Below are 15,247 nucleotides of genomic sequence, written 5' to 3' on the forward strand. Positions count from 1 at the left end.
AAGAAGTGTTGTATAAAAAAAAACTAAAAGAAACAAAATATGCTTCTTTTAGGTAGATGAACTTTTTATTGTGATGAAAATATAAAGAAAAACTTGTCAATTGAAAATGAGACAGGTATAATTACTTTTGTATATCATTTGCGTCCGTAGCTCAGTCGGATAGAGCAACGGTTTCCGGTACCGTGAGTCGGGGGTTCGATTCCTCTCGGGCGCGTCAATTATCAGATGAATGAAAGCAAGAGCATAACTTTTTGTCTCTTGCTTTTTTTCATATATAAAACTTGTAAACTAAAAGATAAAATGTTTTTTAGTGAAAAACAATCATATTAACCAGTTTGCTATGATAATATGAGGGAATATACATATTAATTAGTTGTTATGGGAGGATGGAGGATGAAACGAACTGTTCTTTTCATTTTAGGGATTTTACTTGGTTTTGCCTTATCAAGCAGTATAAATATGAAGGAATACTATATAACTGGAATTATTCTTTTATTTTGTGTAATCGTATTGTTCATTTTTATGAAAAAAAGAAAAGGTAATGTCGAGGGAAAAATGGAATGATGGACCATTAGGGTGTGTTTGAATGAAAAAATCGGAAAGATTGTCATTGTTGTAGCATTGTGAAAATATAGAAAATTCTAAGCCGTAAAGTAAATCATTTTGTACATCCAAAAATTGACTTTTTCCAACTCGCTAATAATAGGAAAAGAAACAGTTTATTTTTGTCTATATATAAGCTATACTCGTTAGTGTGTATGGAATATTTTTCATGTCCCGATAGTTTAAAGGTGAAAAGAAGTGGCAATAGTAAAAAGAAAGTCAAAATGGAAGACGTATCTTTTGACCTTTGTTGACCAATTATGTATGATATAATTAGGTTCATTAGATATGGGACATTTACCTACTAAAAGGAGGATGTAAAAATGGTTTTAATACCTACAGTTATTGAACAAACAAACCGTGGAGAACGTGCATATGATATTTACTCGCGTTTATTAAAAGACAGAATTATTATGCTAGGAAGTGCAATTGATGATAATGTTGCAAACTCCATCGTTGCACAACTTTTATTTTTAGAAGCAGAAGATCCAGAGAAGGATATCTCTATTTATATTAACTCACCAGGTGGATCCATCACTGCTGGAATGGCAATCTATGATACCATGCAATTCATCAAACCGGACGTATCAACAATTTGTACAGGAATGGCAGCATCTATGGGTGCTTTCTTACTTGCTGCAGGTGAAAAAGGAAAACGTTATGCATTACCAAATAGTGAAGTAATGATTCACCAACCATTAGGTGGTACACAAGGGCAAGCTTCAGACATTGAAATTCATGCAAAACGTATTATTCAAATGCGTGAAAAATTAAATGAAATATTATCTGAAAGAACTGGCCAACCACTTGATGTCATTCAAGCTGATACAGATCGTGATAACTTCATGACAGCGGATGCGGCAAAAGAATACGGTTTAATTGACAAAGTATTAGAGAAAAAAGAATAACTTATGGAAAAAAGGGACAAAATCGAAAACGACTTTGTCCCCTTTTTTATCTAATATGAAAATACTCGTAAATATTCATTTCAAAACATTCCTTTTTACATATAGCAAAATCCCTTTCAAATAAAGGACTTAACCATATAGATTTTTTGAAGTCCAGATTGCCTCTTCCCCTATAAAACATATTATTCCTTGAAAACGGATGAATAATTGAAATTAAAACGTAACTTAATTCGATTTTCTTCCTCACTATTTGCAACCGCTTTCAAAATTATCTAAATGCTTCTAATAAAATAGGCTTAGCTTCGCTTTGTAATACTTCCTTATAATATGTGTATTGTTCAACCTCTCACTCTAAATGAGTATTGGAATATTCCGAATTTTCACCAGAATAAAAGATATGTTCAAATTGAACATACATCTTTTATAACATTTATTCTGTGATGAATGCAATTAATCCTTCAATTGCTGCTTCTTCGTCTTCTCCATCTGCAATCAATATTACTTCTTCCCCATTCATGATTGCTAAACTCATTAATCCCATAATACTTTTTGCATTGATTTTCTTTCCTTGTTTTTCTAAAAATAAATCTGAACGATATCGATTCGCTTCTTGAACGAATTGTGCCGCTGGTCGCGCTTGTAATCCAGATTCTAATGAAACTGTTACAACTTTTTCAACCAATCACATTCACCCTTCCTATCTGTACGTAGTAGATCAAATTTTAAATTATTCCTATTATATCATTTACATCAAGCAAATGAAAACGAATTCATTCGCTATCATTTGCCTGAAGTTGTTGTGCAAATTGTTCTATTTTCTTTAATCGATGATTGACACCAGATTTTGATAATGGGCCGGAAGGAAGTAATTCCCCAAGTTCTTTTAATGGAACCTCTGGATACTCCAGGCGTACCTTTGCAATCTCTTGTAACCTTTCTGGTAGTGCTTCAATGCCTACAGTATCCTTAATATATTTAATATGTTCCGCCTGTCTTACTGATGCACTTATCGTTTTATTTAAATTAGCTGTTTCACAGTTCACGATACGATTAACAGAATTTCTCATATCACGGACAATACGAACATCTTCAAATTTAAATAAAGCTTTATGTGCCCCAATTATATTAAGAAATTCTGTTATTTTTTCCGCTTCTTTCATATAAACGATATAACCATTTCTTCGTTGTAATTCACGTGCTTTTAAATTATATTCATTCATTAATTGCAATAACTCATGGTTATGTTCTGGATCGAGATTAAATATTTCTAAATGATATGAAGATGTTTCAGGATTATTAATAGATCCCCTTGCAATAAATGCCCCACGTAAATAGGCACGATGACAACAATCCTTTTCATACATTGCTGAAATTGGACCATATTCAAACCCTTCATCTTCGTAATCTATTTTTAAAATCGAAAATAATTCGTCGACCGCTTCCCTCATACGAACGATATAAATATTATTTTTCTTTAACTTCATTTTTTTCCGAACGAGAATTTCTATATTACTTGGAAATACTTCTTTCATTAATGTAAAAATTCTTCGAGCGATAGCAGCGTTTTCTGTTTGAACATCTAACATAATAGATGTACCTATTGTAGATATAACGCCATTCATTCTGATAAGTGCAGTTAATTCAGCTTTTTTACAACAGAGATCATCTTCTAATGTAATGAGTTCCTTTTTTATTTCTGAAGTAAATGACATTTCACGTCATCCTTTACCATTCATATTCTTTATTGCATAATCATAAATAATGTCAGCAATTTTTTCTTTATTATGGCGAACAACCGTTTCATGAGGATCTAGTATATATTCTTCCATCACCTCTAATCCTAATTGTTCTAATTCCTCTATATGATACGTAACTGGAAATGATTGTTCCTTCTCATATATTTGTCGAATTGGACTTGGAATAGCCTCCTTATGTACAACAATCGCATCTATAGTATGTGGACCAATATGATCATAAATCGCTTGAACATGTGCTGTCGCATCATAGTCATTCGTTTCTCCCAGCTGTGTCATCACATTGCAAACATACATTATTTTTGCCCTTGTTTCATTCAAGGCTTTCACGATATCACTTATGATAATGTTCGGCAATATACTAGTATACAAACTTCCAGGCGAGATAACGATAACATCTGCTTCCAAAATTGCCTCTACAGCTTCTGGCAGCGGTTTTACATTATTCGGTGTGAGAAACACTCGATCAATTTTTTTATTGTGGACGGGAATATTTGATTCCCCACTTATAATGGAACCATCATCCATTAACGCATTTAACACGACTGCTTCATTTACAACTGGAATAATATTTGCATTTACTTGAAAAATTCTTGCTAATTTTTTTACTGCTTCATAAAAGTTACCAGTCATATGGTTCAAGGCAACGAGCACTAAATTTCCTAATGCATGGCCACATAATTCATTATTTGTTTGAAAGCGGTGTTGAAACATTTCGTTCATTTCATTATCGACATTTGCTAAGGCAGCAATGACATTACGGATATCACCTGGAGCAGGGATATCCATATCTTGCCTGATTTTCCCTGAACTTCCTCCATCATCTGCAACTGTCACAATGACAGATAAATCAATTGGAAGATGCTTTAATCCTTTTAACAGTACTGGCATTCCAGTACCACCACCTAGGACAACAACTTTTGGCTTTTGCATCATCATTTTAATGTACCTTTCTCTTCCCTATGTCACGATGTGTTAAATGCGTAACATAGGATGGTGCGAATACTTCTTTATAATATTCGGTTAATGCAACAGAGCGATGTTGCCCGCCAGTACAACCAATTGCAATAACGATTTGAGATTTCCCTTCCTTTTTATAAAATGGAATAGTGAAATGTAAAAGTTCGATTAATTTTTGGTTAAATGTTTTTGTTTCTGACCATTTAAATACATAATCCGATACTTCTTTATCCTGTCCTGTTAGTGGACGCATTTGTTCCACATAATATGGGTTCGGTAAAAATCGTACATCGAACATAATATCTGCATCAATTGGTACGCCATGTTTAAATCCAAATGAAACAAAGTGAATTGAAAAAACAGATTCTTTTTCGCCAGCATATAATTGATGAATTTGTTCACGTAATTCTTTCGGTTTTAGTGTGGATGTATCAATAATTCTTTGTGCTCTCCCACGTAAAGGATCAATAATTTCTCGTTCACTTTTTATTCCTTCTAATGGTAACCCACCAATATTTAATGGATGTGAACGACGTGTTTCTTTATAACGTCTTACCAATGTATCGTTTGTCGCATCTAAAAATAAAATATGCTCTTCAATCCAGTCTTCCTTCGCAATTTCATCTAATGATGCGTGCAATTCATCAAAAAAGTCACGACCTCTCAAATCAATTACTAAAGCGACTTTTTGCATACTGTTATTCGTATCCTTTAATAATTCTAAAAACTTCGGAATCAGTGTTGGGGGTAAGTTGTCGACACAAAAATACCCTAAATCCTCGAAACTTTGAATTGCAACTGTTTTTCCTGCACCTGACATTCCTGTAATGATCACAAATTTCGTTTCACCACTTGGCATTTTAAATCCCCCATTTCTCCATAAATATATTTCTCTATATTCTATTATACAAGAAAGATGAAAATGAATCATCACACGATGTATCTGTTTTCAACATAGTTTCCCATAAATGACAGTTAAAGGAGGTTTTATTGTAAAATTATCTATTCATTATGAATGGGGGAATTGGTTGTGTGAGGTACTTGCCACCTAAAAGTCTACTAAATATTTCCATTTTTCCACAAAAAAAGCACAAGCAAAATACTTGTGCCATGAACTAATTTATTAAAGGGGGTCAATTAGTTTATACATATAGTATATAAAATAATTGTTGCCAATCGATTACAATAAAATTAAAAAGTGATTACTTTTTTTAATCGATGCAATCCTCTTATTTTACCGCTGAGGATTTTTCTTCAATATACTTAATGGCTGATTCCGCTGCGATACTTCCATCTCCTGTTGCAGTAACAACTTGACGTAAATCTTTTACACGAATATCTCCCGCAGCATAAATACCAGGAACTTTCGTTGCCATATTTTCATCTGTTTCAATATAACCTTCTTCATTTACAATTCCTAAAGAAGTAAATGGTTCACTTAATGGATCCATTCCAATATAGACGAATACACCATCAACATCAAATTCCGATGTTTCTCCAGTATTCCTATTCTTTAATGATAAAGAACCAACTTTCCCATCTTTTTCATTTATTTCTTCTACAACCGTATCCCAAATAAATTCCATTTTTTCGTTAGCAAAAGCACGGTCTTGTAAGATTTTTTGTGCACGTAATGTATCACGGCGATGAATAACTGTTACTTTACTCGCAAAACGTGTTAAATACATGCCTTCTTCTACTGCAGAGTCCCCTCCACCAATAACTGCTAAGTGACGCTCTTTAAAAAATGCCCCGTCACAAACAGCACAGTAGGAAACACCACGTCCTGTTAATTCTTCTTCCCCTTTAATACCTAATTGCTTATATTTAGCACCTGTAGAGATAATAATTGCTTTCGCTTTATATGATTTATCTCCAGCAATAACTTCTTTATAATCTCCGTGATCTAATACTTCTTTAATATCGCCATAAGCATATTCTGCTCCAAATTTCTTTGCATGATCAAACATTTTTGTCGATAAATCTGGTCCTAATATACTTTCAAATCCAGGATAGTTTTCAATTGCTTCTGTATCTACCATTTGTCCACCGGGCATGCCACGTTCAATCATTAACGTATCCAAATTCGCTCTTGATGCATACACTGCAGCTGTCATACCAGCTGGTCCGGCTCCTACAATAATGACATCATATACTTTTTCATCTGCCATTTTTATCTCCCTTTCACACATATATTTACATCTATTCTCTCTCTATCTATAGCTTAATGGAATCATATGTTATTTTCTATTAATATGCTCACAATTGCACAAACTATTATTCCCCATCATTTCTTGCTTCCATTTCTTCTTTTGTATAAATTAATTGCATCGGATTACCACCGACAAACGCACCTGCTGGCACATCTTTATGAACAAGTGAAGCTGCAGAGACAATCGCACCATCACCAATGGTCACACCAGGTAAAATTGTCGTATTCGCGCCAATTAGCACATTGCTTCCGATATTTACTTCTCCTATACGATATTCATCAATTAAATATTCATGCGCTAAAATGGTTGTGTTATAACCGATAATCGTATTATCCCCGACAGATATTTTTTCAGGGAACATCGTATCAGGCATGACCATTAATGCAAAAGATGTTTGTTTTCCAACTTTCATCTTTAAAAACGTCCGATATAACCAATTTTTCACACTTAAAAATGGTGTATAACGAGCGATCTGAATGACGATAAAACTTTTCATTACTTTAAAGAAAGAAACGGTTTTATATATACGCCATAAGGAGTTTGCGTCCTCTACTTTATATCGTTCCGTTTTTCGCATGGTTTACACCCCAACAATATCTAATAATTGTTTCATATCATCGATCACATATGTCGGATTATATTGTTTTAGAAAATCAATTCCCTTATGGGTCCAACTTACTGCGACAGTTTCTACTTCTGCACGATTTCCCGCTTCAATATCATGGTAATTATCACCAATCATAAGCGTACGTTCTTGTTTACTTCCTAAACGGTCCATTGCAAGTTGTAATGATTCTGGATGTGGTTTCGGATGATGCACATCATCAATGGTTACAATCGTATCAAAAAAAGGTTCAATCCCTGTAAATTGGATACCGTTATCTACTCCTGCACGCATTTTCGCAGAGACGATAGCTGTTTTGATTCCTTTTTGTTTTAATTGTGTCAATGTTTCTTTTACATTGGGAAACAATGTAACATAATCATTATGTCGAGCTAAATTATGTGTACGATATGTTTGTACCATTTCATCCACTTTTTCCGGATTCAATTCCGTAAATGTATGGACTAAAGGAGGTCCATTAAATTGTAAAATTTCTTCATCTGTAAAATGAAAGCCATATTGTTCCAATGTATATACAAATGATTCATGAATTAATTGATTCGTATCTAATAATGTTCCATCTAAATCAAATAAAATTGTATCAATGTTCATATTTTAATTTCCTTTCTTTCTGTGTCTTTTCTATACGATTCCATACAATTGCAACGATAACCGTTAAAATAACCGCTGTAAGGAATCGAATGACTAATAATGGCCAGACTGGAATGCCAAGCGGAATAAAGACGACCGTATCTTCAATCACAGCGTGACATGATACAAGAAAAATTAATGCTAACATCGTATCTTTTTTGGACACACCATCTTCTTTTACTGCTTGAATCATTACACCTGCCCCCATTGATAAACCAACAATCATTCCAGCTACTAATGTAAATGATGTATTTTCCTTCATACCGAGCATTTTCGTAAATGGTGCACATAATTTGGATATTTTATGTAAAAGTCCAAGTTCTCTTAAAAATTGCATGATAATCATTAACGGAAAAATGATGAGTGAAATTTGAATGATTGCCATGAGAGCCGTTTTAAACCCATGTAAAACAATCGCTCCCCAACTATGTAACACTACTTCTGAACTTGCTAAAAATCCATATTGTGCTATTTCAGCACCACCATCCCATACAAGATTAATAATTAGTGCTGAAAAAATGGCTAAAACAATTCGTATAAGGGAAACGAGCCACCAGCTTACACCAACTCGTGATGCAACTGCTGACTCGACGAATATATTATGCGAAAAAGATAGCATCATCGCCATAATAAATACTTCTTTGACAGTAAATTCAAATGAAATAATTGCTCCAATACCAGCATATAATCCAAGTGCATTTCCTAACACTAATGGCATTGCAGCTTCCCCACTTAAACCTAACACATGCATGAATGGTGTAATTAACTCGATTAAAAACGGTAAAACTGGTGTATATTGCAAAATAGTTATAATTACGGTTACTGGAAAAATGATTTTAGCTAGCACTAAAAATACACTAGCTCCTTCTCTTATCCCTCGAAATGCAATTCCAAACATGCTTATTACTTCCTTTTCTTTTTCTTAGATGAGATGTTCGAACCGTCATATGTACGATCAATTTTGCCACTATGACGACGAACAATGATGAATATGATAGCCCCTACAATTAATACAATGGATAGTACCTGTGCTTGACGAAGTGGTCCTATATACAAACTATCTGTACGTAATCCTTCGATAAAGACACGACCAATCGAATATAAAGCAATATAACTTAAGAAAATTTCTCCACGTAATGGATTGTATTTACGCATAATAATTAATAATGTAAAGACAATTATATTCCATATCGATTCATACAAAAATGTTGGGTAATACATGATACCATTAATACACATTTGGTCCATAATAAAGTTCGGCAAATACTGATGGAAATTTTCATATGCAGCTTGGCTAATTGGTCCCCCATGTGCCTCCTGGTTCATGAAGTTTCCCCAACGACCGATCGCTTGTCCTAAAATAATACTTGGTGCAGCAATATCTGCAATTTGCCAAAAGGATACCTTTTTCACTTTTGCAAAAACTATTCCTGTTAATACTGCCCCAATTAAAGCACCATGAATAGCGATACCGCCTTCCCATACAGCGATAAATTTCCACCATGGTTGTCCACGATAGGCATCAAATTCAAATATAACATAGTAAATTCTTGCAAATAAAATCGCAATTGGGGCTGCAAATACAACGAGATCGACCATAATATCTTTTTGTAACCCTAAACGTTCTGACTCTTTCGTCGCCAAATACAACCCTAAAAACAACCCAGTTGCAATGATGACGCCATACCAATATATAGATAAAGAACCGATTTCAAGAAAAACTCTATTTAACGGTTCTGCTTCACACATCAACATAATCACTCCTACATCTTATTGTTCATTATTATTTTTCATCATCGTTGCAAGCTGTTGTGAAAATTCCTCTGCTGCATTCACACCCATTCGTTTTAGACGAAAGTTCATCGCAGCAACTTCAATAATGACAGCTAAATTTCGCCCTGGTCGAACGGGAACGATTGCTTTTGGTACATGTACATCCATAATTTTCATCGTATCTTCTTCAATCCCTAGTCGTTCATACTGTTTTTTATCATCCCATAATTCCAATTGTACAACATAAGAAATACGTTTATAATTTTTTACGGCACCTGCACCAAATAACGTCATAATATTTAATATACCTAATCCTCTAATTTCTAATAGATGTTCAATTAACGGTGGGGAACTTCCAATTAATGTATCATAATCCTCTTGTCGAATTTCGACACTATCATCTGCTACAAGTCGATGACCACGTTTTACGAGCTCTAATGCCGTTTCACTTTTACCAACACCACTTTGCCCCATGATAAGAACACCGACACCATAAATATCGACGAGCACACCATGAACAGCTGTAGTTGGTGCGAATTTTGAACCTAAATAGTTTGTAATTCGTACAATTACTCTGTTCGTCGTTCGTGGTGATTTTAAAATGGGAACCCCCGCTTCATTGGCAGCATCAAGCAATACATCTGGAATATCCATCCAGTTAGAGATAACAATTCCAGGTGTGATATCTGTACATAAACGACGAGCACGATCTTCCTGATCCGCTTTCGACAAATTTTTAAAATAATTCATCTCTGTTTTTCCAATTATTTGAATTCTTTCTTTCGGGTAATATTCAAAAAATCCAGTCATTTCAAAGCCAGGACGATGAATATCATTCGAATTAATTTCACGGTATATGCCATCCTCACCAGCAACTAGTGTAAGATTAAAGTTTTTTAATAAGTCTTCCGTTCTTACGACACGCATCTACTCTACCCCCAAGAAAGTATGTATGGTTAAATAATTTCAACAATTTCATTTTACCGTTTCTTACATAATATATCTATCGAAAACAATAGATATGGAAATTAAAAAGGTTAGGACAGAACAAAAAGTAAGTTTTTGTAAGAAGCTTACTAATTTGTGCCCTAACCTCTTTTGCACATTTCATTATCTTTATGCTCTTTTTATATCTCCAACTAAACCATGTAAAAAAGTGTTCAACAATGAAATAATGATTGATGCGATAAACGCGATAAGGAAGCCATCAATTTGAAATGCCGATCCCATCACTTTTGCACCTAATAATAAAGTAATCGTGTTAATAATTAAAATGAAAAAGCCGAATGTGAAAATAGTAAGTGGTAAAGTAAAAATAATTAATAGCGGTCTTACAAATGCATTTAATATAGATAAGACGATACTTGCTAACAATGCTGTTTGGAAATTTTCAATATAAAAACCATCGAATAATTGTGAGACAGCAATTAAAGCAACTGCATATAAAAAGATAGATATGAACCAACCAATAAATATTCTTCCAAACATAAAATCAACCTCCAATTAGTTTTAATTAGTCATACTTCCAAATATAAAAACGTTCTTTTCCTAAACGATCTTTCATACGTTCTAAATAATCTTTCGTTTCAGCTGAAGGATTTTCTTCGTTCATTTTTTCCAACATACCTTGGGCTTGTGATTTATGTTCAAAAATAGCCCCTAACTTAAATTTTACCATGTCGTCATTTAAAGCAATCGTTACATCTGGTTCTCCTAATACTTTTTCGAAGTCATTTGTAATCGCAGACGCCCAAACTGTCGGTCGATTTTCAGGGTTCATTAGGCGAACCGCTTCAATCGTCGCTTCTCCTAATGCGTTATGATCTGGATGTACTCCGTGTTCTGGATAATGTGTAATAACGAGTGACGGATTAATTTCTTCTAAAACAGATTTAATATGTGCTGCCAGTGCAACTTTATTTTCAAATTCTAATGTTTTATCACGATATCCAAGTAATTTATAATCGATACCTAAGAACTTACATGCATCCTCTAATTCTTTTTCTCTGAATGTATATAATGTTTCTCTATTTGCAAATGGAGGTGTTCCCATATTTCGGCCCATTTGGCCTAATGTTCCACATAAATATGTTACAGGAACTCCTGCCTCCTTACATTTGTATATTGTACCAGCACCACCAAAAGATTCATCGTCTGGGTGTGGATATACAATAACAACATGTGTATGTTTTTCCATTATCCTATTCCCTCTTTCTAATCAAATCTATCATGTTATGTAATCGTATCATCATTTTATGATTTGCAACTGAAATAGGCACCGCCTCCTTGAGGTGTGATAAATTACGTAAAATCTTCTTTTCCTATACGTTCTACAGGCATACCAACTCATGTTTTGTGACAGTCGTAATATCTTAGCAGACCACTCATTTTTTTATACTCTATTACATAACATGCTAAAATGATATTCTATTCCTTTTATTCGAATGGTGTTTCACTTAGTTGAAATGCAACCATTAATCGACCTTCTGCATCGTGACCTGCCACTAACAGTTTTTGTTCAAATATTTCCCATTCTCTTAGTCCTTCTGCATATACCCAACCAAGCTCTGATTTCAAACCTATTCGATAAGATTCCGGTGTACCTTCAATTTTCCCTTCCGTATAAGTTAATTTTGCATTTCGAATATAAGCACCAACATTGACACCTTTATTTCCAAAATGGCTCGCATATGCGCCGTTTGTTGTTTCTAAATGTAAATATACTTCCTTGCCTTTAAAACGATCTAACATTTCTTGCACTTCCGTTTTATTAATAGCTTTCATGGAACATACTCCCCTCTGTCTTCTCTCTCTTTTATAGCTTACAAACATTAAAGATATCCGTCAAAATTTATGTTTAGCCTTTTTTCATTGCTTTTTCAACTAATGCTTCCATTCGTTGACGGTCTCTTTCCATAATTGTTTTTAAATATTTCCCTGTATGAGAAGCTTTATTTTCTGCTACTGCTTCTGGTGTACCTGTTGCAATAATCTCACCACCGCCATCTCCACCTTCTGGCCCTAAGTCGATAAGATGGTCTGCTGTTTTAATGACATCTAAATTATGTTCGATGACGATGACAGTATCACCATTTTCAACAAGTCGTTGTAAAACCGCTAATAAACGTTTTATATCATCTGTATGAAGTCCTGTTGTTGGTTCATCTAGAATATAAACTGTTTTCCCATTTGATCGTTTATGCAATTCACTTGCCAATTTCACACGTTGTGCTTCTCCACCAGACAAGGTTGTTGCTGGCTGCCCTAATTTAATATAGCCAAGTCCAACATCTTGCACTGTCTGTAATTTACGTTGAATTCTTGGAATATTACTAAAAAACTGCAATGCTTCTTCCACACGCATATCCAATACATCAGCAATATTTTTTCCTTTAAATGTAATATCTAATGTTTCTCTATTATATCGTTTTCCCTCACAAACTTCACATGGAACATATACGTCAGGTAAAAAGTGCATTTCAATTTTTAAAATTCCGTCTCCACGACAAGCTTCACAACGTCCACCTTTCACATTGAAACTGAAACGTCCCTTTTTATAACCACGCACCTTCGCTTCATTCGTTTCCGCAAACACATCACGAATATCATCAAACACACCGGTATATGTTGCAGGGTTGGATCTCGGAGTTCTTCCAATCGGTGCTTGGTTAATATCAATAACCTTTTCAATATGTTCTAATCCATTTACCTTATCATGTCCACCAGGCCGTTGCTTTCCATTATATAAATGTTTGGCTAATGACTTATATAAAATTTCATTGACGAGTGTACTTTTTCCTGAACCAGAAACCCCTGTAACAACAGTCATGACACCAATCGGAAATTGTGCAGAAACATTTTTTAAATTATTTTCTTTCGCTCCGACTACTTCTATAAATCGATTCGTTAATGGGCGGCGTTCTTCCGGTATTTCTATAAATTTCTTTCCAGATAAGTATTGACCTGTTAACGATTTGGCAGATCGCATTACTTGTTTCGGTGTGCCATTTGCTACAACATTCCCACCATGATCTCCTGCTCCCGGACCTATATCGACAATCCAATCTGCTGCTAGCATCGTATCTTCATCATGCTCCACAACAATTAATGTATTGTCTAAATCAACCATATGTTGCATTGTTTCAATTAAGCGATCATTATCTCGTTGATGTAATCCAATGGACGGTTCATCCAACACATATAATACACCTGTTAAAGCTGAACCAATTTGCGTTGCTAAGCGAATTCTTTGTGCTTCTCCACCGGATAATGTACCTGATGCACGAGACATCGTTAAATAATTTAAACCGACATTTTGTAAAAAGTATAAACGATCATTAATTTCTTTTAAAATCATATTGGCAATTTGACGTTCCTTTTCCGTTAATGTTAATTCTTGAAAGAATGCCAACGCTTCTGAAATCGAAAAATCTGTTACTTCACTAATATGTTTATCTTGAACGAATACTGCTAATGCTTTTTCATTTAATCGATATCCATGACAAGAAGGACATTTATTTTCTGCCATATATTTTTCTAACGTTTCACGAATAAAGTCAGAAGATGTCTCATGATAGCGGCGTGCAATATTATGAATCACACCTTCAAATTGAATTTTACTACTCTTCGTTTTTCCAAAATCATTTACATACGTAAATGTTAATGTTTCTTTTCCACTACCATATAAAATAATATCCATCTGTTTTTTCGGAATGTCTTTAACTGGAATTGTCATATCGATCCCATAATGGGTACAAACTGAATGCAATAATTGTGGATAGTATTGTGAACTAATTGGCTCCCACGCTGCAATGGCGTGTTCTTTTAATGACTTATTCCAATCAGGGATAACTAAATCAATATCCACTTCTAAATTTGTACCTAATCCATCACATGTAGGACAAGCACCAAACGGACTATTAAAAGAAAAAAGACGTGGCTCCAATTCATCAATCGAAAAACCACATTCCGGACATGCATGATTTTCATTCATCACGATTTCTTCATCACCGATAATATCGATGATGACACGTCCCTCTCCAAGAGGTAAAGCTGTTTCTAAAGAATCTGTTAAACGACTCTCGATTCCTTCTTTCACGATAATCCGATCGATCACAACTTCAATTGAATGTGTTTTGTTTTTATCCAGCACAATTTCTTCATTAATTTCGCGCATTTCTCCATCCACACGAAGACGAACATATCCCTCTTGTTTTAAATCCTCTAACACTTTTACATGTTCACCTTTTCGACCTGAAACAACTGGTGCTAATATTTGTAATCTTGTTCTTTCTGGATAGTCCATAATTTGATCGACCATTTGTTGAATCGTTTGTGATGCTATTTCAATACCATGAATCGGACAATAAGGACGTCCAATTCGTGCATATAATAAACGTAGGTAGTCGTATATTTCTGTTACTGTCGCAACAGTAGACCGCGGGTTTTTACTCGTCGTTTTTTGGTCAATAGAAATGGCTGGAGACAACCCCTCAATCGTATCTACATCTGGTTTATCCATTTGCCCTAAAAATTGTCTTGCATAGGCAGACAAGGATTCCACATACCTTCGTTGTCCTTCTGCGTAAATGGTGTCAAACGCTAAGGATGACTTTCCAGAACCTGAAAGACCTGTTACGACGACAAGTTTATTTTTCGGTATATTTATATCAATATTCTTTAAGTTATGTGCACGTGCACCGAGTATCTTAATATGTTTATTTGACATATACTCCATCCTTCCGACTACTATTTCATTCGATGAAAAAAGACAATGAATAT

The 15,247-nt window shown here is 34.5% G+C and carries 16 protein-coding genes and 1 tRNA gene; 3 read left to right on the top strand and 14 right to left on the bottom strand.

Features of this window, described 5'->3' with window-relative positions; all coding sequences use genetic code 11:
* The first annotated feature begins 140 nt into the window (after positions 1–140).
* From WKT09_RS11340 to clpP, 3 genes are all read left to right on the top strand, one after another.
* Positions 141–214: transfer RNA gene (locus tag WKT09_RS11340), tRNA-Arg, on the top strand.
* Positions 215–393: 179 nt separating this feature from the next.
* Positions 394–564, top strand: a complete 171-nt coding sequence (locus WKT09_RS11345) for a hypothetical protein (RefSeq protein ID WP_340416123.1) — start codon at positions 394–396, stop codon at positions 562–564.
* A 362-nt stretch (positions 565–926) separates the two neighbouring features.
* On the top strand, positions 927–1,511 hold the full coding sequence (gene clpP, locus WKT09_RS11350; protein WP_340416124.1) for an ATP-dependent Clp endopeptidase proteolytic subunit ClpP: 585 nt from the start codon (positions 927–929) through the stop codon (positions 1,509–1,511).
* A gap of 430 nt (positions 1,512–1,941) precedes the next feature.
* Here clpP and WKT09_RS11355 read toward each other — a convergent pair whose 3' ends face one another.
* From WKT09_RS11355 to uvrA, 14 genes are all read right to left on the bottom strand, one after another.
* Positions 1,942–2,193, bottom strand: coding sequence for an HPr family phosphocarrier protein (locus WKT09_RS11355; RefSeq protein ID WP_340416125.1), 252 nt, complete (start codon positions 2,191–2,193; stop codon positions 1,942–1,944).
* 88 nt (positions 2,194–2,281) lie between these two features.
* Positions 2,282–3,223 (bottom strand): DNA-binding protein WhiA, encoded by a 942-nt coding sequence (gene whiA / locus WKT09_RS11360; protein ID WP_340416126.1) that lies wholly within the window; start codon positions 3,221–3,223, stop codon positions 2,282–2,284.
* Positions 3,224–3,229: 6 nt separating this feature from the next.
* Positions 3,230–4,198, bottom strand: coding sequence for a gluconeogenesis factor YvcK family protein (locus WKT09_RS11365; protein ID WP_340416148.1), 969 nt, complete (start codon positions 4,196–4,198; stop codon positions 3,230–3,232).
* 7 nt (positions 4,199–4,205) lie between these two features.
* On the bottom strand, positions 4,206–5,084 hold the full coding sequence (rapZ, locus tag WKT09_RS11370; protein ID WP_340416127.1) for an RNase adapter RapZ: 879 nt from the start codon (positions 5,082–5,084) through the stop codon (positions 4,206–4,208).
* 370 nt (positions 5,085–5,454) lie between these two features.
* Entirely contained in the window at positions 5,455–6,417 is a 963-nt protein-coding gene (gene trxB / locus WKT09_RS11375) for a thioredoxin-disulfide reductase (protein ID WP_340416128.1), read from the bottom strand.
* A gap of 85 nt (positions 6,418–6,502) precedes the next feature.
* Entirely contained in the window at positions 6,503–7,015 is a 513-nt protein-coding gene (locus WKT09_RS11380; RefSeq protein ID WP_340416129.1) for an acyltransferase, read from the bottom strand.
* 3 nt (positions 7,016–7,018) lie between these two features.
* Positions 7,019–7,654 (bottom strand): pyrophosphatase PpaX, encoded by a 636-nt coding sequence (ppaX, locus tag WKT09_RS11385; RefSeq protein WP_340416130.1) that lies wholly within the window; start codon positions 7,652–7,654, stop codon positions 7,019–7,021.
* Positions 7,644–8,591: a nucleoside recognition domain-containing protein gene (locus WKT09_RS11390; protein ID WP_340416131.1), complete on the bottom strand. Its 948-nt coding sequence runs from the start codon at positions 8,589–8,591 to the stop codon at positions 7,644–7,646. Before WKT09_RS11390 ends, ppaX begins: the two co-directional genes overlap by 11 nt.
* A gap of 5 nt (positions 8,592–8,596) precedes the next feature.
* On the bottom strand, positions 8,597–9,445 hold the full coding sequence (lgt, locus tag WKT09_RS11395; RefSeq protein WP_340416132.1) for a prolipoprotein diacylglyceryl transferase: 849 nt from the start codon (positions 9,443–9,445) through the stop codon (positions 8,597–8,599).
* 18 nt (positions 9,446–9,463) lie between these two features.
* Positions 9,464–10,393, bottom strand: coding sequence for an HPr(Ser) kinase/phosphatase (gene hprK / locus WKT09_RS11400; protein ID WP_336265974.1), 930 nt, complete (start codon positions 10,391–10,393; stop codon positions 9,464–9,466).
* A gap of 189 nt (positions 10,394–10,582) precedes the next feature.
* On the bottom strand, positions 10,583–10,954 hold the full coding sequence (locus WKT09_RS11405) for a phage holin family protein (protein ID WP_340416133.1): 372 nt from the start codon (positions 10,952–10,954) through the stop codon (positions 10,583–10,585).
* A 25-nt stretch (positions 10,955–10,979) separates the two neighbouring features.
* A complete protein-coding gene (gene bshB2, locus WKT09_RS11410) occupies positions 10,980–11,663 on the bottom strand; it encodes a bacillithiol biosynthesis deacetylase BshB2 (protein ID WP_340416134.1) in 684 nt (227 codons plus the stop codon).
* A gap of 239 nt (positions 11,664–11,902) precedes the next feature.
* Positions 11,903–12,250, bottom strand: coding sequence for a YojF family protein (locus WKT09_RS11415; protein WP_340416135.1), 348 nt, complete (start codon positions 12,248–12,250; stop codon positions 11,903–11,905).
* 73 nt (positions 12,251–12,323) lie between these two features.
* The gene (uvrA, locus tag WKT09_RS11420) at positions 12,324–15,194 is read right to left on the bottom strand and encodes an excinuclease ABC subunit UvrA (RefSeq protein WP_340416136.1); all 2,871 of its coding nucleotides are present in this window, start codon (positions 15,192–15,194) and stop codon (positions 12,324–12,326) included.
* Between the last annotated feature and the right edge of the window lie 53 nt (positions 15,195–15,247).

It is taken from the genome of Pseudogracilibacillus sp. ICA-222130 (assembly GCF_037892545.1).
Lineage (GTDB): Bacteria > Bacillota > Bacilli > Bacillales > Amphibacillaceae > Pseudogracilibacillus.